Here is an 18045-nt window from a genome sequence, read left to right as displayed (position 1 = left end):
CTACAGTTTCTGAATACGAGATACCGCCTCCTCGAGACGCTCATCATTTACTGTAAGAGAGATACGGAAGTACCCTTCACCAGGTGCACCAAAGCCGTTACCAGGAGTAAGAACTACGCCTGTTTCTTCCAGAACTTTTGTTACAAACTCAGAGGAGGTGTAACCGTCTGGTACATGAGACCAAACATAGAATGTTGCATCTGGAATGTTGCACTTAATGCCTGCTTTATGAAGAGCATTAACAACAATATCACGACGTCCTTTGTACATATCGCGAAGACCTGCAACAAACGGCTCGCCCTCACGCAACGCTGTGATACCAGCAAGCTGGACAGCCTGGAAAATACCAGAGTCTACGTTCTCTTTAATTTTACCAAGACCGCGAACAAGCTGCTCGTTACCGCAAGCCATACCTACACGCCAACCGGTCATGTTGTAAGGCTTGGATAGTGAGTTAAACTCAATCGCTACGTCTTTACCACCTTCAACTTCAAGAATGGAAAGAGGCTTTTTGGCATCATCGTAGTAAATCTCAGTGTATGCAGCATCTGCAACAATAATTACATTGTAAGCTTTCGCAAGATCAATCAACTTTCTATAGAACGCTTCATCTGCTGTCGCTGCAGTCGGGTTGTTCGGGTAGTTAATGAAAATTGCTTTAGCTTTTTCCCATGTAGCTTCATCAATTGCATCAAGATCCGGAAGGAAGGAATTATCTTCCAGAAGCGGAACATACTGAACCTGCCCACCGGCAAACTCAGTTGCAATACCATAAACTGGGTAGTTCGGAGTACATACAAGAACGAGGTCGCCCGGGTTCACGAAAGCAAGCGGGAAATGTGCAATACCTTCTTTTGAGCCAATAAGGCTTACCACTTCATTATCAGGATCAAGGTCAACATCAAAACGAGTTTTGTACCAGTCAGAAACTGCAGTACGGTACTCTTTCATGCCAACATATGAAGGATACTGGTGATTTACCGCATCATCCAGCGCAGAGCGCATGGTATCAATAACAAATTGAGGTGTTGGTGTATCCGGATCGCCAATTCCGAGACTAATAATATCAACACCACGAGCGGCTACTTCAGCCTTAACTTTATCGATCTGTGCAAACAGATACGGTGGCACTGCGGCCAAACGGTCAGCAAGCTTGAACTCTGCCATAGCTTTGCATTCTCCTTAGGGTATATATCCCGTTACCGGTCGGGAAAAAAGAGCTCTGCCATAAGCTCTGTTCCTTACTTAGTCGTATAAAAAAGTTTTTACACTGTTTGTGTGTATACCTTGAGAATGATTATCGGTCAACAAACCAGTATGTAAGAATTCTCTGAAGCTTTGATTTACCAAGCACCTTTTCTTTTTTCTCAAGGACAGTTTCCTAAAATTATTTAATATCACGCAGCTCGGCGACCAAAACTGCAAGCTCAGAAGCAAGACGGGCAACTTCGCTAACAGCAAGGGAAGACTCATTCATTGCTGTTGTATTATCGTTTGCCAATTCATTGATGTGTGTTGCGGCAGCAGATATCTGATCACTTGCGGCTGATTGCTCCCCTGCTGCTGCAGCAATTTCACGAACCCGATCAGCAGTTGCGTTAGCCATGCTAACAATCGTATCTAAAACTTCAGCAGAATCAGCTGATAGTCGTGTGTTTTCATCAATCGCGTCTGATACTGAGTCCGTAGAGACAATGGATTTTTCTGCACTAACTTGAATTGCGTCAACCGCGCTACCAACTTCCGTAGTAGCCTGCATAGTTTTTTCTGCTAGCTTACGCACTTCATCTGCAACAACTGCAAAGCCCCTTCCCGCTTCACCAGCTCGAGCTGCTTCAATCGCTGCGTTCAAAGCCAATAAGTTCGTTTGATCCGCAATATCATTAATAACACTGATAATATCACCAATAGATTCCGCATGTCCGCCAAGCTCATGCATATCGCTTTTCAATTCAGTTGCATGTTCATGAACTTTTGTAATAACACTTCGAGCTTGCTGAACAACTTCCACGCCCTTTGTTGCGCTTGATCGAGTTGACTCTGCGAGATCAGATGCGTCATTAGCACTTCGAGCAACATCCACAACTGAAGTATTCATCTGCTCCATTGCAGCTGCAACATCTGTTGTTCCATTTTGCTGAGTAACTGAAAGCTTTAATGACTCGTCTACCTGTGAAGAAATTTCAGCACACGATGCAGATAACCGCTCAGTAATCACAGAAACTTTCTCTGCTGATGCCGCAATGAGTCCGTGCTGCGCAACAAGTTCTTCTTCATGTTGCTTCAACTTTGTCATATCCAAATATAAACACAACCCACCAACACAGCCGCCATCGAGATTATATAAAGGATAAACATTGGCAAGCACATGACACTGCCCGCCTTTATGACCATTGATTGTTACTTCAAGGTTTTTAAATACTTTTCCGTTTTTTATTGATTGACCGACAGCCGTTTCACGAGTCGAATCGTTATAAAATATCTCACCAAGAGTGTTTCCAATCTGGGACTCAGGAGCCCCATCAATTTCAAGCATGTCCAAACATTCCTGATTCGTAAAAAGTGCTCTTTCATCTGTATCTACGAAAAGATACGGAACAGGAAGACCTTTTATGACTCCTAACAAAACACCTTTCTCATGCTTAAGCTCTTCAATCAGTTTTTTTACCAACGTTGATGTTGTACTTTCTGAATTCAGCAAAGGAGGAGATGCATCAAAATTATCATTCAAAATTTCAGCAATGTATTTCTCAAGCTTACGGGCATCCGCTTCAACGTAGGAGGCTGCGGTGTACAAAGCTAAAAAGACAACAGCAGTCAACAAGATTGAAACCAGCCAATATGATTGACTTAAACTACTGATGCTGCACACGGCAATGCCGGCTACTGCTTGGATAAAAAGTCCACCCATTGCAAGATATTGAATCTTTTTTGAATTCCACATACAATTTCTTCCTTACTAAAAAACAAAGCGAAGGCTATTCTGTAGTGCAACAAATGCACGGCAGACTAAGACTCCTTAGTGCCATCGCTAGATTAGAAAACACAAAAACCACGCGTTATATGTCAACATGGAAACCTCAACCCCATGCAGGAGCGACGCTATCGCGGGCTGCATATTGCGCTCTTATCGGAGAATAATGGAAATTCTTTACTAACCTTGCCAAAAGTTATCCCCTTTTGACACTTACAATGGAGAGCCCATGCTATTCCCTGTTGCCGGCATCGAAGTTCATCCACTAATCCCGCCTGCAATCTCATTTATTCTGTCTTTCTTTGCTTCAATGAGCGGGCTTTCAGGTGCCTTTCTGCTTCTTCCTTTCCAAATGTCTGTCCTCGGATACACAACTCCCTCAGTCAGTGCGACAAACCAACTCTTTAACATAGTTGCCATTCCCAGCGGCGTTTTTCGCTATATGCGTGAAGGAAGAATGGTTTGGCCATTAACTTGGGCCGTCATAGCCGGCACACTTCCGGGCGTTGTCATCGGCGCTATTATCCGTATAAAATTTCTTCCGGATGCTGCTGAATTCAAGCTTTTCGTTGGCAGCGTACTTCTTTACATCGGGTATCGCTTGTTCCGATCAGTCCACTTCAGATCTTCTGAATCAGAGCCTATAAAAATTCAAAAGCTAGGGCACACCAAAACTATAGAATTTTCTTTCAAACGAATATCCTATTCGTTTCAAGGAGATACCTATTCTGCTCCGACAATCGGTATTTTCGCCCTAACCCTACTGGTCGGTATCATCGGAGGAATATACGGAATTGGCGGGGGCGCCATCATTGCCCCATTTTTTATTACATTTTTTGGTTTACCAATTTATACAGTTGCCGGCGCATGCCTTATGGGAACATTCGTCACCTCTATTGCCGGTGTCGGCATATATCAGATCTTGGCATACATTTACCCTGCACAAGTAATTGCGCCGGACTACCTTTTAGGCATATTATTCGGCCTTGGCGGTATTGCTGGAATGTACCTTGGGGCTCTATGCCAAAAATTTGTTCCAGCAAACACGCTAAAACTAATCCTGACATTTTTCATTCTGTTCACAGCAGGTAAATATATCCTCGAATACTTTCTTTAACAGCAGGCAAACGTTATCATGAGCACAACTCCACACGAACCAACACCTGTCAGTCACCCATTTGTTGACAGCTACCTACAATTCCTTCTTGTGACTCGAGGTCTTTCAGAAAATACGTTAACCTCATATGAAACTGACTTACGCAGTTTCCTGCTCTTTCTGGAAGATAAGAACTACAACATCGAAGATGTTACCGATCAGTCGATCTTCCTCTACATTATGCATCTACGCCGAGGAGGTCTAAACAGTAGAAGTCTCGCTCGACATCTGTCGGCGCTTAGAGGGTTTTTCAGATATTGTTTTGATGAAAGCTACTTAAATGCTAATCCTGTTCAATACTTAGAAAATCCTAAGCTACCTAAAACACTCCCAGACGTATTATCTGTAGAAGAAGTTCAAGCAATACTTGAACAACCTGATATGAAGAAAAAACTAGGATTTCGTGATCGTGCGATTCTTGAATTGCTTTATGCATCCGGATTACGCGTTACAGAATGCGTAACATTAAAGCCGGTAGATCTCGATCTTCAAAGCGGCCTTTTACGAGTTCATGGTAAAGGCTCTAAGGATCGCATTGTCCCAATGCACAATGCAGCCATGCAGGTTTTACAACTTTATATGAGAGACTGGCGTCCGCACTTTGCTCCTATTGAAGACTTCGTATTTTTAAATCGCTCCGGGAAAGGACTAACACGACAAGCTATCTGGAAACTTGTCCAACGATATGTCCTTAAAGCTGAGGTGCATAAAAGTGTTTCACCGCACACATTCAGACATTCTTTTGCTACACATTTGCTAGATGGCGGAGCTGATCTAAGGACAGTACAACTTCTTCTTGGACATACCGATATTTCTGCAACCGAGATATACACCCATGTACAGGCAGACAGGCTAAGACAAATTCACAAGCAATTTCACCCGCGTTCAAGGATGTAACCGTGAGTTCCAACCCAAAAGCTCTCATCCCCGCTCCAGTTCTTATCACTGGTCATGCTAATGCCGATTTCGACTGCCTTGCTGCTATTGTTGCTGCCAGTAAACTTTATGACAACGCAGTGTTGGTGTTTCCTGGTTCTCAGGAAGCAAACTTACGAAACTTTTTTATTGAAAGCGCGACCTACCTATTTAACTTTAAAGATGCAAAAGAAATTGATTTCACCACTGTCAAAACATTAGTGATCGTTGACACCCGACAACGCGGACGCATTACTCATGTAGCCCCAGCACTTGAGAACCCTGATATCGAAATACACCTTTACGATCATCATCCGGATTCCGACGATGATCTTCCGGCTGCTTTATCTGTTGTAAAGCCTTGGGGCTCTGCTACGTCAATAATCACTCTCTTAATTAAAGAAAAAGGGCTGACCGTAACTCCAGAAGAAGCCACAATGCTTGGCCTTGGTATTTATGAAGACACGGGCTCTTTCTCTTTCAACTCTACAACTGAACACGACTTCGCAGCTGCCGGCTGGCTTAAAATAAAAGGGATGGATATTAATACCATCTCCGAGCTAACCACGAGAGAACTAACGGTTGAACAAGTTTCCATTCTTAACAGTCTGTTAGAATCTGCAACAACCCATGATATCAACGGCATTCCTGTTGTTATTGCAGAAACATCTGTGCCGCATTATGTCCGTGACTTTGCCCTGCTTGCTCATAAAATGATTGATATGCAGGAAATAAAAGTACTGTTTGCCATATGCCGCATGAGTGACAGAGTCCAAGTTGTAGCAAGAAGTAAAATCCACTCAGTTAATGTAGGACAAATTTGCCAATCTCTGGGAGGCGGCGGTCATAACTTTGCAGCCTCTGCTTCTGTAAAAAGCAAACCATTATCTGAAGTAAAGGATGAGCTTTTTGGTCTGCTGTATTCGTCAATACATCATGAAAAAACCGTTCGCGAGCATATGACGGCTCCGGCAATTTTTGAATACGAAACAGTACCTATGTGCAAGGCGGAATCAATCATGAATCGCTATGGGTTAAAAGCGATTCCGCTTCTTGAAAGCACTGCCAATCCGATCGTTACAGGATATCTTGAATATCAGACAGCAGTTAGAGCCTGTTCTCACGGGTTAGGCAGCGCGCCAGCCAGCACGTATATGAACAGAAAATTCCAAACCGTAAAACCTGATGATGACCTATACCCTGTTATGGAAATTATTGTTGGCAAGCGGCAGCGCCTTGTCCCTGTAGTTATTGATACAAGACTGATGGGTGTTATCACCCGAACTGACTTGATCAATACCCTTGTAGAAGAGCCTTCACGCGTCCCAGACAAGTTATTTGCTGACAAAACCAAAGAGCGAAATGTACTCCATCTGCTAAAAGAGCGATTACCAGAACATCACTTTGAATTACTTACCATGGCGGGTGAACTTGGTAACCGTCTTAACGTTGCAGTTTATGTCGTGGGTGGCTTTGTCCGTGACTTACTTTTAGGAAGAAAAAATCTTGATTTAGATTTGGTTGTAGAGGGAGACGGCATAGCCTTTGCTAAAAAATTCGCTCACCGACTTGGTGGACGAGTCAGGCAGCATACAAAATTTAAAACTGCTATCATTATATATACGAATGCTGCAGGAGAAGAAGAACGTCTTGATGTAGCGACAGCACGTCTTGAATATTACGAACAGCCGGCGTCCCTTCCTACTGTTGAACTATCTTCAATAAAAATGGACTTATATCGCAGAGATTTCACAATAAACGCTTTAGCTATTCAACTCAGCCACGATAAGTTCGGTAAATTAATCGATTTCTTCGGAGCTCAGAAAGACATTCGTGACAAATTAATCCGTGTGTTACATTCTCTAAGTTTTGTTGAAGATCCTACCCGAATCTTACGTGCAATCAGATTTGAAACACGATTTGAATTTGCTATTGGGCCTCAAACAACAAAACTTATAAAAAATGCGCTACAACTTAAGTTAATTACTAAATTAAGCGGCTCTCGAATTTTCCACGAACTACAATCGATATTTAACGAGGTCAGCCCCTACCAGTCTCTCGTCAGAATGCAGGACTTTTCAGTATTAGAAGCCATACATCCAGCACTAAAGCTTGCTCCTAATAAAAACATTGTCCTTAAAGAGATTGAAAAAGTCGTAGAATGGTATCGCATGCTGTATACAGAGCCTTCACCGGCCCCTTGGATTATATACCTCCTTGGGCTAACCTCCGCCTCTAAGGCTGACGTTGTCGAAGAAGTTTTGGAGCGACTAAACTTAGCACCCAAACAGCATGCTGACTTTATGGAACTGCGCGAAACTGTTAACTCCGTAACTAACCACGTCAGCAGAATTCCTGAAGGAGCATATAGCGAGTTATATAAAACACTTGCACCAATTCCACTTGAGGGAGTGCTCTACATTATGGCTCGAACAAAGTCGGAAATGGTAAAAAAACATATTTCTCATTTCCTTGCCTACTTACGAAACACTACACTCGACATAACAGGGTCAGACCTGCAGCTCCTTGGTTTTACCCCAGGTCCGGTCTTCGGAGAAGTGTTGCGAAAAACGCTGTTTGCGAAGCTCGATGAAAGAGTAAAGACAAGACAGGAACAACTTGACTTTGCCTACCGCATGCTAAAAGCTAGGCAATAATAGACAGTTACCCAGAAAAACTATGATGCTGCGTGATGAATACGAGAATCGGCAACCTCTTTTTTGCAACCTTAATCTTGCTCTTCCGGCGCTTCCCGTGTAAATCGGCAAGGGATAATAATGATAGGATTGTACGGCATATGCGATGACTCACCACGATTCATAAAAACCGAACAATTTTCCCCGACTCATTCAGAAAGACATTAGGACTTATCATGCAACATATGTGGGCGCCGTGGCGCATTGACTACATTCTAGGCCCCAAACCTGATACATGCGTATTTTGCATTCCTGACCATACTGACGAAGATGAAGAACGCCTGATTTTATATCGAGGCAAAAAAAACTTCATCATCATGAATAAATATCCATACAACACTGGGCACATCATGGTTATGCCGTATAAGCATACGGATTGTATAACCAAACTTGCTGCTGATGTGACGCATGAGTTAATGGATTTGTTACAAGTATCCACCACTATTATTCGAGAAACATTTAACCCTTCTGGGGTCAACATCGGTCTCAACCTTGGTACTTCCGCTGGTGCCGGCATCCGAGAGCATCTTCACTACCACATTGTTCCACGATGGGAAGGCGACTCTTCCTTTATGGCAACATGTGCCGATGTACGGCTTATCTCTGAGCATCTTCAGAGTACCTATGCTAAACTGAAACCAAAATTTGATGACCTGCCGTAGGGCGTGTAATAAGGAGTTGTCTATGCGTTTTATTAAGGTGCTTTTGCTTGTTGTGGTATTTTTCCTCTGTATGGTTTTCTTCCAGCAGAACACAGCTGAACTTTCTCAGGCTATTACTCTGAAAGTTGACCTGCTCTACCAATCTTGGGAAACTATTCCACTTCCAATTTACTTTCTCATTCTTGGTGCTTTTGTTTTTGGCGCCTTTGCAGTTACTTTCTTCTTCCTGCTCGAACGCGTACGCCTCGGTTCTGCTATCCGAAAAGCACGCAAGCAGATTAAAAAACTTGAAAAAGAAGTAAACGCTCTTCGTACTAACCCTCTTGATGAAAAAGCAAATCTGCCTGAGATTGAGCCTGAATCTGAAGGTACTCCAGAAAAAGACACTGAGGCGTAAGCGCAACTTACGGAGGGCAGCCAATGTCCATGCTGAGTCGATTGATTCCTGGTAAAAAGAAAACTGTTCCTGCAACGCTTGAAACACCCCACGGCGAACGCGATACCAAGGAAACTATTGCAGAACTGTCCCGAGCGGTTCGCAACGATCCTGACGCTGTCGAGATCTATATTGCTCTCGGAAACCTCTATCGCGCTCAAGGTGATATTGAACGCGCAGTTCAACTGCGAAACAATTTGATTGCTCGCCCCGGCCTTGACGAAGAGTTTAGAGTTCGAGCTTTTCTTGAACTTGGGCATGACTACCGACGCGGTGGTTTCATGGACAGAGCACTTCAATCTTTTGAGCGTGCACAAAAGCTCGCGGGTGATACTGAAGAAATCCTTCAATCACTGGCTGTACTTTATGCTGAAGTCGGAAACTTCCTCGATGCTTCCAGACTATATGGAAAGTTAGGACACCGTATAGGGCAATCCCACTATATGGTACTCCACGGTGAAGACCTTCTGTCTCTTGGTAATGAAAGCGAAGCTAAAAAATCGTTCAATAAAGCTTTGCGTATTTACAAAGGCTCTGTTGAAGCTTGGATTGCGAAATTCACACTCGCTGCACAGAAGTGCGAAGTTCGCAAATGCCATTCCATTCTAAAAGACGGTCTGGCTAATATTACACCAAGCATGCGCTTTTTAATGCTCGAACACATTTATACGTCTCTCGATACGTACGCAGACACTTGCGGAGATGACTTTGCAACCAACCTTTGTAAAATTGTTGTTGAAGTTCTCGACACGCAGGAACCGGATATCATTGTCCAGTACTACTGCGCACGTTTTCACATTTATGATGGAAACATTGAAGAGGCCAATGCATGGCTTGCTAAAACCATGGTGCTAAACCCAAACTTTTGGGCTGCCCGTATGGAGTTATTAGGCCTTGCCATGAATGAACAACCGCTTTCACCGGTTTTTAAAAATCAACTCAGTTTCTTTGTAAATCAAATTGGCAATGTAAAACGTTTTGTATGCAGCCATTGTGGCATCAGGCGACTCGAAACTTTTTACAGCTGTCCTAAGTGTAGAAACTGGCATACAGCGGCGTTTAGAATCCATCTTCAGGATTAATTTTAAACGCTTAACCATACTTTGTTTCAGAAAATGGCGTTGTCTCTGGGCAACGCCATTTTTCACCTATATATACAGGGAACACGCTGGCATGGCTCCCATGCTGCAACGCAAACATTTTGACATCCGATTATTATAATGACTGCAAATCGCCCTACTAAACTGACTCCCATGATGGAGCAGTACCTTCAAATCAAGGACCAGTATCCACATTGTCTCCTCTTTTACCGCATGGGAGATTTTTACGAACTATTCTTTGAAGACGCTGAAGTTGCAGCTCGCGACCTTCAGATTACGCTTACAAGCAGAAGCAGCTCAAACTCTGAGTTTAGAATCCCAATGTGCGGTGTCCCTTACCACGCAGTGGAAACGTACTTGCCTAAGCTTCTCGCAAAAGGACACAATGTCGCTATCTGCGAACAAGTCGAAGATCCACGTGAGGCAAAAGGGCTTGTTAAACGTGAAGTTAAACGAATTTTAACTCCTGGTACTGTTGTTGAAGATGTCAACTTAGTTGCTAAAGGGCACAACTTTTTAGGCGCACTTTGCTGGGACTCTAAAACAAACAGCGGTGGACTTGCCTGGGTTGACTACTCTACTGGCGACTGGTCTGGAATGCAGTTGAAAAAACAGCCGGACCTCTGGCAATGGGCACAAAAAATGAGTCCTAGGGAACTGATTATCCCTGAAGATTTAACTCCACCTCCTTCATTTGCGTTGACAAATACTATTATTCTTAAAAAGCCAGCTAAAGCTTTTTTTGATCTGAAACGCAGCACAGAAAAAATTTTAGAATCACAAAACATCGTCGAACTTGGAGCACTGGGTCTTGAAAAAAGTAATGAGCTGGTTCGTTCGTGTGGAGCCCTCCTTACCTACCTGAAATTGACACAAAAAAGTGAACTAACCCATCTCTCCAGATTTAAACCGCTGAACCTTTCAAAACATCTGATACTTGATGACATTACTGAAAAGAATCTCGAGTTATTTAAAACCCTTGATGGAAGAAAAGGTCTTGGAACACTTTGGCAAGTCTTGGATCACACTCTCACTCCTATGGGGGGACGCCTCCTTGCTGAACGAATGCGTCATCCTTGGAGAGACACAACTCCAATCATAGAAACACAAGATGCAGTTGAGTACTTCTTTACGCACGATGCATTGCGCAAAGATATCCGCTCTGCCCTCGACCTTGTGTACGATTTAGAACGACTCAGCACACGCATACAACTTAACCGAGCAGCACCAAAAGATTTTGTCGCTTTACGTCAAAGTATCAGCACGCTTCCGACCGTTCGTAAAATTCTTGAAACTGTTCCGGGTGCATCCGAGCAATACTCTACTATGGATGACGAGCAACAACTTACGCTTCCTCCTTGGCTTACCAAATTGCTCAAACACTGGGACAACCTATCAGATTATCATGAACTACTTGAAAAAGCGTTTGTGGATAACCCACCGCACCTTATTACAGAAGGTGGGCTATTTAAACACGGGTTCCATGAAGATCTGAACGAACTCATTGAGTTAAGTGAACACGGTGAATCCAAACTGGAAGAACTCCTTCAGGAAGAACAAAGTGCGACAGGCATTCAAAAAATGAAACTGAAGTACAACCGAGTCTTCGGCTACTTTTTTGATGTCCCCAAAGGCTCAGTTGCAGATGTCCCAGAATATTTTGTACGCAGGCAAACACTCGCGAACTCCGAAAGGTACTCAACACCTAAGCTAAAAGAGCTGGAAGAAAAACTCCTTGCAGCTACGGATAAACGAAAAAGCCTTGAGTATAAGTTATTCCAAAAAATGCGCGAAACCATTGCCGATGCTCGTTCACGTCTACTTTTTATGGCTGATGTTCTGGCCGGACTTGATTATTGGCAAAGCCTTGCCGAAGCAGCACGGAAGTGGAACTGGACAAAACCGTCTTTACATAATGAAACAGATATTTCTATTAAGGACGGTCGCCATCCAGTAGTCGAAGCTGTTCAAGGAAGTTCGAACTTCATCCCAAACGACTTGCGTGTCGACAACAAGCGTAAACTTCTACTCATAACCGGTCCAAACATGGCAGGTAAATCTACCGTATTGCGCCAAATGGCAATTATCTGCATTTTGGCTCAAATGGGGTCTTTTGTCCCTGCACGAGAAGCAAGTATTGGAATAGCTGATAGAATCTTCTCTCGAGTGGGCGCTTCAGACAACCTTGCACAAGGGCAGTCCACGTTTATGGTAGAAATGATGGAAACTGCTCGTATTTTACGACAAGCGACTAAGCGCAGCCTCATTATTCTCGATGAGATTGGACGTGGCACTTCAACCTTTGACGGCTTATCACTTGCTTGGGCTGTAGTTGAAGAACTTTGTAGAAAGTCTGAAGGAATTCGGACTCTATTCGCAACCCACTACCATGAACTCACCGCACTCGAAGGAAAAATCGCCGGTGTTCACAATATGAACATTGCCATTAAAGAATGGGGAGGCGAAATCGTTTTCCTCAGAAGATTGGTTCCGGGACCTTCTGATAGAAGTTACGGCATTGAAGTTGCGAACCTTGCAGGAGTACCTGCTAATGTTGTAAAAAGAGCAAAAGAAGTTCTCGCATCTCTCGAAAGTAATTCACAAAATTCAAATCAGGTCAAAGTTGCCGCCACTATGGCAGGCCTGCTTCCCGGTATGCCGGAAACACCTGTAAAAAGTAAGACGGCCAAAACTCCACCTGCGAACACGGAACCGATAGATCATCCTCTTGTAACTGCATTGAAAGATTTAGATACTAACAACATGACTCCTATGGATGCATTAAAACAACTTACAGAGTGGAAGCTCTTGTGGGGAGAACAAAATGACGCCAACTAAACGCCTTGTATGCCTGATGGCAGGCTGTATCCTTTTACTCACCGCAGCAGGCTGTGGATTTAAAAGCGATCCAACACCAGCAAGCTCAGCCGATCTTTTTGAACTTGAAGACATCAAAACCTCGGTAAAAAGCCCTTGTATTAATGTATCTGGGAAAATATCCGGTAATGTTCGAAACGTTGATGAACTCTTGATTGAGATTCAGAAAGCAGGTGATCAAGCAGATTGTCCAGGCTGTCCTTTCCAGAGCGATGAAGAATTTACCTTCACACCTAATGAACTTGGACTGATCAGCAGCGGTGGTGTATTTAATACTGTAATCTGCCCTACCCAGATATCCACTCTGTATCGTCTTAAAGTTACTGCAAAAAGCAGATACTTCGGCATGCCTGACTCCAGCAGTGGAGAAATCTTTGTCCAGATGCCGTAGTCAATCAGCTGATTGCCTCAATTGAAACAAAAAGCCTTCTCACAATTGTGAGGAGGCTTTTTGTCATTTTTATACGTTGTACTTTTTATGATTGAAAAAAGTTTTCGCTATGTTTATATATATCAACACGCATCAAATGGTGCTCTAACTATGCCCAGAACCTATGAGTAACTTATGATAGATTTCAACACATTTTTCACGCGGGTAAAAGAAAACACTCCTATTGCTTCGCAACACGACCTTGCAAAAGCGCTAGGAGTCAACCGTTCCGCTATCACTCAGGCTAAACGCAGAAATTCTATTCCTCAAAAATGGGTTCTTGCATTATCCCGCTCTTTCAAACTGTCAGCCGATTGGCTTGAATTTGGAAAGGGCGAACCACAGGCTCCGGTCAACAACGCTGAAAACAATTCTGACACATTTTTTGTACCGAAGGTTTTTGCTAGATTATGTGCTGGTGATGGCTCATATGAAGTTGAAGCCACTCCAATAGAAGAACATGTTTTCAAAGAATCTTGGCTAGCACAAAAAGGCACTCCTTCAACCATGGTTCTTATGGATGTTATTGGTGACAGCATGGAGCCTTTCATTTTGCAAGGTGACACCGTGTTGGTTGACCAATCTCAAACAACATTACGTTCAAATTGTATTTATGCCGTCGGAATTGAAGATTCTATCATGGTAAAAAGAGTTGCGGCGGAACATGGAAAAATAACTTTACTTAGTGATAACCCAAGTTATTCACCAATCACCATTCAAGGAGATGAACTTCTCTCTTTCCGAATGATTGGAAAAATTGTCTGGTCAGCACGCGACTATTAGTAGCCATGACCGATTAATGACACTTAGATATATTTTGTTTAGACAGTAACATGCCTGTATGGTGTACAAATTATTCCTATGAACACCATCAACCGTAGGAATTAGTAACAGTGCTACCACGCAAAAAAAGCGCCTCTACAACGTATGCTTTTCCAGCACGCTCGCTATACAGGCATGTTACCCCCCTTTAAGCCAGTTCACTGGCTTTTATTAGCCACCACCTGTTAACTTTTATAAACAACGAGGTAATTATGCAAAAAAGATTCTGCAGTTGTGGTTTTGCCCTGTTAGTTGATTATGTGAAGCACTCAGGAAACTGGACATACACTTTATTAGATACAACCAAACATTGCCCATACATTGTTTGCCCTCATTGTCATAGACCACTCCACATTGATGCGTTACGATAATATTATGAGCAGAGACTCGAAATGCTTTGAAATTTAAATAAAAAAATAAAAGTTGAGTTCTGTGTAGCCCCTACTTCACACCTCATATAAAAACAAAGTATTTTCAAGAAGTTAAAAGCTCAAACAGTCTTTACTTCTTTCTCTTGAGCGTAAAAAGGTAATCTAACGTGCAATAAATATAAAAAAAATATATTTTCTGCTTGACGAGAAGAGCACTCCCCACTATACACGCTCTTGTTGCTGCTGCTGGGACGTAGCCAAGTTGGTAAGGCATCGGGTTTTGGTCCCGACATCCGCGGGTTCGAGTCCTGCCGTCCCAGCCAAACAACAATTTTCTTGATCATTCAAGACAAAAAAGCCGCTGAAATCTTCAGCGGCTTTTTTGTTTATTTTTTAGGAAAAATCACTCCTTACCTATTTCCTATCAAGCAACGTTGTCCTCATCCAATTCCTCATAGCCAGTAAACATTGCTTTAATATGTGAGAAAGGATGGTGCCCAGTCGTTGTCATGTACACATGGATTACAAAAAACACCAACATGGCAAACGCTCCGACTGTATGTAAGATTGCCACCACAGAAAGACTCAGCTCCCACCCAAACACAGGCCAATCATTATACAAATAGTACAAGAAACCAGTGACAATTTGAAAAGGCACTAAAACAGACACAATTCCCAAATAGGTAATCCGTTGAAGCGGATTATGTTTTATGCGTTCTGATTTGGGTACGGGGTGTGGTTCTCCTTTAAAGATTCCTGAAATATAGTACTGAAGCACCTCAAACATTTTTACAAATGTCGGAACATAGTGCCGCCACTCTCCGGTTGTGAGCATCCAAAAAACAATGAACGCATACAGAACTAACCATGTCCATGCACAAAAATTATGTATTGATACGGCCACACCGAATCCTAAAAGTCGAAAAGTACCGTGAACCTCAAAGCCAGTAACTAGTAAGATAATGATCAACAAGGCTTGCGCCCAATGCCAAAACCTTTCAAAACGAGTGTAGAGATATAACTTTCTGGAAGACATAATTACTCCTGTTCACTCTTTGACTTACTGATTACACGCATCACACCGTGAACAATAACACCGATCAATGCAGCTAGGACTGCAACCCACCCAAGAATATCCACAGTCCGACTCCCATCACGACCCGGCATGTAGAACCCCGACAAAGTTGCCAGCCGCCCATCTTTTACGTGACAAGCATTGCATGACAGTGTCTTTTCCTTAGGAGCAACCATGTGCGTAATGGGGTAATGATACTCTGTTTCAACAAAGCCATACTCACCGCTATACGGAACATCAGCCGCAGCCATTCCTGCTGTCAGTGAGGCATTCCAGTCAAAGCCCTTCCAAAATGCAGAAGAGTCTTTGCCAAAAAGATGAGGAATAGCCATGGTCATGTTCACTGAATCATACGGCTGTTTTCCTCTATGCACTTTGAACGGAGTAATTCGAGAATCTGGATCATCCTTATCACCTTCAACAAAATTAACCTTTACAACCTTTGTTGGATCAATTTTATCCGTTACCAAAAGATAATCCATTTTTCCGTTGTACCAGAAGTATTCAGGCTGAACATTTTTCTCCCACACAAAGTGACCTTTCTTCGTCATATACGAAGCTTTTCCAAATGCACCTTTAACCTTGTATGGTTTACCATCCTTCATTTTACCTGCTGTAGACCAATCCCAGTACATTTTAGTAGGTTTTACCCTTGCAAAAGCTGGAATATGACAGCTTTGACAGGCCACTTTATCCGTATGATCGTTTGCTTTGTGTCCAACAGCATGTGGAGTTGCCGTATGGCATGATTCACAAGAAATTCGTTTTACCAAATCGTCCTCAATGAGACTTCTACGATCGGTAAAGGCTGGCTGCTTGTAAGTCCTTCCTGAAATAAAATGAGCATCTGTAGAATGACAGCGCTGACAAGTAAAATTAGCCCCTTCTGAATTCATATGAACGTCAAGTTGCCGGCTTGGATTATACAATGAAGAATCCAAATCTCCATGCTTAACGCCATCGCCCCCTCCCCCATAAAAGTGACAGGCACCACAGTTGGCACGTGTAGGCCGACCAACAGATGCAGCGATTACTGTATAGTTCGGAGGTTGAAACGTTTTTTTCCCAAACTTAGTAGGAGCTTCTACGGGATAACCGGCTTTTGTTGGAAATTTCTCATACGTGCCGGTTGTATCGTGACAAATAAGACAATCCACTGCTTCTTCTTTATTGAAATCAAACTGGCCATCTTTCCAGCCGTACCCCGCATGGCAAGAAGTACATCGCGGCTCATTGGAATGAATTGAAATACAAAAATTATTCAACGTTAAGCCATTCTTCCCCATTAGACGTTCACTGTCAGCTGGATCAATCCACGTCCAATGGATTGTTTGATGAATTTGATTCGATGCTTCATTATGGCAGGTCAAACATGCCCTAGTAACCTCTTCAGGTGATGAAAACTCTTGCTGTAAAACAGGATGACGACTGTGATCAGTAGTCACCCAGCGTGTTGTAGGACGTGACACCTTACGAGCCTGTTCGGCCCCATATGTCTTTTCAGGCTCAAAGGTTAATTGATTTGCAATAGCTAATGAAACTTCCAAAAAACTTACTGCGACACACGCTGCCAACACTAGGACAAATCGCGAAAGGCTCGTGTTTAACCTAGTCAGCATAACTAACCTCCGTTCTTGCTCTAAAAAAAGCGGATTTTTTGCGATAGTATTAAAAACAATACTAAACCAGCCCGTTTTCAAAAGGGATTGAGCTAACGGGGCTTTTTAGCTACCATCGCGTAACTTGTAGAAATACCTCTAGAACATACCAATGGTATTAACCAAAAGATATTATTGCGCATTGACATATATCAACAGGGCATAAAATGAAAACATTAGAGCAAGCTTTTCAGGAACTCCCACTTTTTGCTGATGTTCCTACAACGATCTTTCCCATCCTTTTAAACGGCGCTGTTGAAATGACCTACAAAGCCAAAGAGATCATTATTGGAGAAGGCGAATCTCCTTCTGGATTATATATCCTGCTAAATGGAACTGCCAAATTGTACAAAAGTTCGCCAGAAGGAAAAGAGCAAACACTTTTTGTTCTGACTGACGGGGAGCCATTTTGCCTGTGCTCTACATTCAGGAAAAAACCTTTTCCTGTCACAGCTGCAGCTTTAACTCCTTGCCGTGTTGTTTCAATTTCAAAACAAAGCTTTTTTGCAGCGGCTGATAAAGACACCGCTTTTCTTTTCTCTATGCTTCAAAAGGTCTCTGAACGCCTACGAGATGCAATGGAATTGGCGGGCACACTCTCCCTTCAAGAAGTCCCTCAGCGTATAGCAACATTTATAGCAAAGCTCGATCCACAAACTATATCTTCCGATCAATCTACCATTTACCTACCAATGTCCCACAAAGAACTCGCAAAGGTCATAGGGGCAACCCCAGAAGCACTTTCAAGAACACTAAAACGAATGAATGAACAAGGCATAATATCTACTGACGGACGCCATGTTCACATCCTTGACAGAAGCCTCTTGGAACAATGTGCTGAGCTAGGACTTTCCTCATAACGCACAAAAAAAG

The 18045-nt window shown here is 42.9% G+C and carries 14 protein-coding genes and 1 tRNA gene; 11 read left to right on the top strand and 4 right to left on the bottom strand.

The features are described 5' to 3' along the window. Both QZY95_RS10295 and QZY95_RS10290 read right to left on the bottom strand, forming a co-directional pair. A complete protein-coding gene (locus tag QZY95_RS10295; protein ID WP_290923090.1) occupies positions 1-1167 on the bottom strand; it encodes an LL-diaminopimelate aminotransferase in 1167 nt (388 codons plus the stop codon). 220 nt (positions 1168-1387) lie between these two features. Further along, on the bottom strand, positions 1388-2944 hold the full coding sequence (locus tag QZY95_RS10290) for a methyl-accepting chemotaxis protein (protein ID WP_290923088.1): 1557 nt from the start codon (positions 2942-2944) through the stop codon (positions 1388-1390). A gap of 259 nt (positions 2945-3203) precedes the next feature. On the opposite strand from QZY95_RS10290, the gene QZY95_RS10285 reads away from it, so the two are divergent. From QZY95_RS10285 to QZY95_RS10240, 10 genes are all read left to right on the top strand, one after another. Then, entirely contained in the window at positions 3204-4091 is an 888-nt protein-coding gene (locus tag QZY95_RS10285) for a sulfite exporter TauE/SafE family protein (RefSeq protein ID WP_290923086.1), read from the top strand. Between the two features lie 18 nt (positions 4092-4109). Beyond that, positions 4110-5027, top strand: coding sequence for a site-specific tyrosine recombinase XerD (xerD, locus tag QZY95_RS10280; RefSeq protein WP_290923083.1), 918 nt, complete (start codon positions 4110-4112; stop codon positions 5025-5027). 2 nt (positions 5028-5029) lie between these two features. Then, on the top strand, positions 5030-7702 hold the full coding sequence (locus QZY95_RS10275) for a CBS domain-containing protein (protein WP_290923081.1): 2673 nt from the start codon (positions 5030-5032) through the stop codon (positions 7700-7702). Between the two features lie 215 nt (positions 7703-7917). Beyond that, positions 7918-8403: an HIT domain-containing protein gene (locus QZY95_RS10270; RefSeq protein ID WP_290923079.1), complete on the top strand. Its 486-nt coding sequence runs from the start codon at positions 7918-7920 to the stop codon at positions 8401-8403. A gap of 22 nt (positions 8404-8425) precedes the next feature. Further along, on the top strand, positions 8426-8800 hold the full coding sequence (locus QZY95_RS10265) for a LapA family protein (RefSeq protein ID WP_290923077.1): 375 nt from the start codon (positions 8426-8428) through the stop codon (positions 8798-8800). Between the two features lie 29 nt (positions 8801-8829). After that, positions 8830-9921, top strand: a complete 1092-nt coding sequence (locus QZY95_RS10260; RefSeq protein WP_290923075.1) for a tetratricopeptide repeat protein — start codon at positions 8830-8832, stop codon at positions 9919-9921. Positions 9922-10059: 138 nt separating this feature from the next. Continuing rightward, entirely contained in the window at positions 10060-12777 is a 2718-nt protein-coding gene (gene mutS / locus QZY95_RS10255; RefSeq protein ID WP_290923072.1) for a DNA mismatch repair protein MutS, read from the top strand. Further along, positions 12764-13207: a hypothetical protein gene (locus QZY95_RS10250; protein WP_290923070.1), complete on the top strand. Its 444-nt coding sequence runs from the start codon at positions 12764-12766 to the stop codon at positions 13205-13207. The genes mutS and QZY95_RS10250 overlap by 14 nt, the downstream gene beginning before the upstream one ends. A 174-nt stretch (positions 13208-13381) precedes the next feature. Continuing rightward, complete coding sequence (locus QZY95_RS10245) at positions 13382-14029, top strand: S24 family peptidase (protein WP_290923069.1); 648 nt, start codon at positions 13382-13384, stop codon at positions 14027-14029. 657 nt (positions 14030-14686) lie between these two features. Beyond that, positions 14687-14762, top strand: a tRNA-Gln gene (locus QZY95_RS10240). Between the two features lie 101 nt (positions 14763-14863). On the opposite strand, the gene QZY95_RS10235 is transcribed toward QZY95_RS10240, so the two are convergent. Together QZY95_RS10235 and QZY95_RS10230 are read right to left on the bottom strand one after the other, a co-directional pair. Continuing rightward, the gene (locus tag QZY95_RS10235) at positions 14864-15475 is read right to left on the bottom strand and encodes a cytochrome b/b6 domain-containing protein (protein ID WP_290923067.1); all 612 of its coding nucleotides are present in this window, start codon (positions 15473-15475) and stop codon (positions 14864-14866) included. Positions 15476-15477: 2 nt separating this feature from the next. Continuing rightward, positions 15478-17133, bottom strand: a complete 1656-nt coding sequence (locus QZY95_RS10230) for a tetrathionate reductase family octaheme c-type cytochrome (protein ID WP_290923065.1) — start codon at positions 17131-17133, stop codon at positions 15478-15480. A gap of 206 nt (positions 17134-17339) precedes the next feature. Between QZY95_RS10230 and QZY95_RS10225 the strand changes: the two genes are divergently transcribed. Beyond that, entirely contained in the window at positions 17340-18032 is a 693-nt protein-coding gene (locus tag QZY95_RS10225) for a Crp/Fnr family transcriptional regulator (RefSeq protein ID WP_290923062.1), read from the top strand. Positions 18033-18045: the final 13 nt, after the last annotated feature.

Source organism: Halodesulfovibrio sp. (assembly GCF_015482765.1).
Taxonomy (GTDB): domain Bacteria; phylum Desulfobacterota; class Desulfovibrionia; order Desulfovibrionales; family Desulfovibrionaceae; genus Halodesulfovibrio.
This window is presented reverse-complemented; position numbering and strand designations above follow the sequence as displayed.

What these genes read in the sequence shown, in the direction of transcription:
- QZY95_RS10295 (WP_290923090.1), bottom strand. Translation starts at nt 1,167, where the DNA reads ATGGCAGAGTTCAAGCTTGCTGACCGTTTGGCCGCAGTGCCACCGTAT.
- QZY95_RS10290 (WP_290923088.1), bottom strand. Translation starts at nt 2,944, where the DNA reads ATGTGGAATTCAAAAAAGATTCAATATCTTGCAATGGGTGGACTTTTT.
- QZY95_RS10285 (WP_290923086.1), top strand. Translation starts at nt 3,204, where the DNA reads ATGCTATTCCCTGTTGCCGGCATCGAAGTTCATCCACTAATCCCGCCT.
- xerD (WP_290923083.1), top strand. Translation starts at nt 4,110, where the DNA reads ATGAGCACAACTCCACACGAACCAACACCTGTCAGTCACCCATTTGTT.
- QZY95_RS10270 (WP_290923079.1), top strand. Translation starts at nt 7,918, where the DNA reads ATGCAACATATGTGGGCGCCGTGGCGCATTGACTACATTCTAGGCCCC.
- QZY95_RS10265 (WP_290923077.1), top strand. Translation starts at nt 8,426, where the DNA reads ATGCGTTTTATTAAGGTGCTTTTGCTTGTTGTGGTATTTTTCCTCTGT.
- QZY95_RS10260 (WP_290923075.1), top strand. Translation starts at nt 8,830, where the DNA reads ATGCTGAGTCGATTGATTCCTGGTAAAAAGAAAACTGTTCCTGCAACG.
- mutS (WP_290923072.1), top strand. Translation starts at nt 10,060, where the DNA reads ATGACTGCAAATCGCCCTACTAAACTGACTCCCATGATGGAGCAGTAC.
- QZY95_RS10250 (WP_290923070.1), top strand. Translation starts at nt 12,764, where the DNA reads ATGACGCCAACTAAACGCCTTGTATGCCTGATGGCAGGCTGTATCCTT.
- QZY95_RS10245 (WP_290923069.1), top strand. Translation starts at nt 13,382, where the DNA reads ATGATAGATTTCAACACATTTTTCACGCGGGTAAAAGAAAACACTCCT.
- QZY95_RS10235 (WP_290923067.1), bottom strand. Translation starts at nt 15,475, where the DNA reads ATGTCTTCCAGAAAGTTATATCTCTACACTCGTTTTGAAAGGTTTTGG.
- QZY95_RS10230 (WP_290923065.1), bottom strand. Translation starts at nt 17,133, where the DNA reads ATGCTGACTAGGTTAAACACGAGCCTTTCGCGATTTGTCCTAGTGTTG.
- QZY95_RS10225 (WP_290923062.1), top strand. Translation starts at nt 17,340, where the DNA reads ATGAAAACATTAGAGCAAGCTTTTCAGGAACTCCCACTTTTTGCTGAT.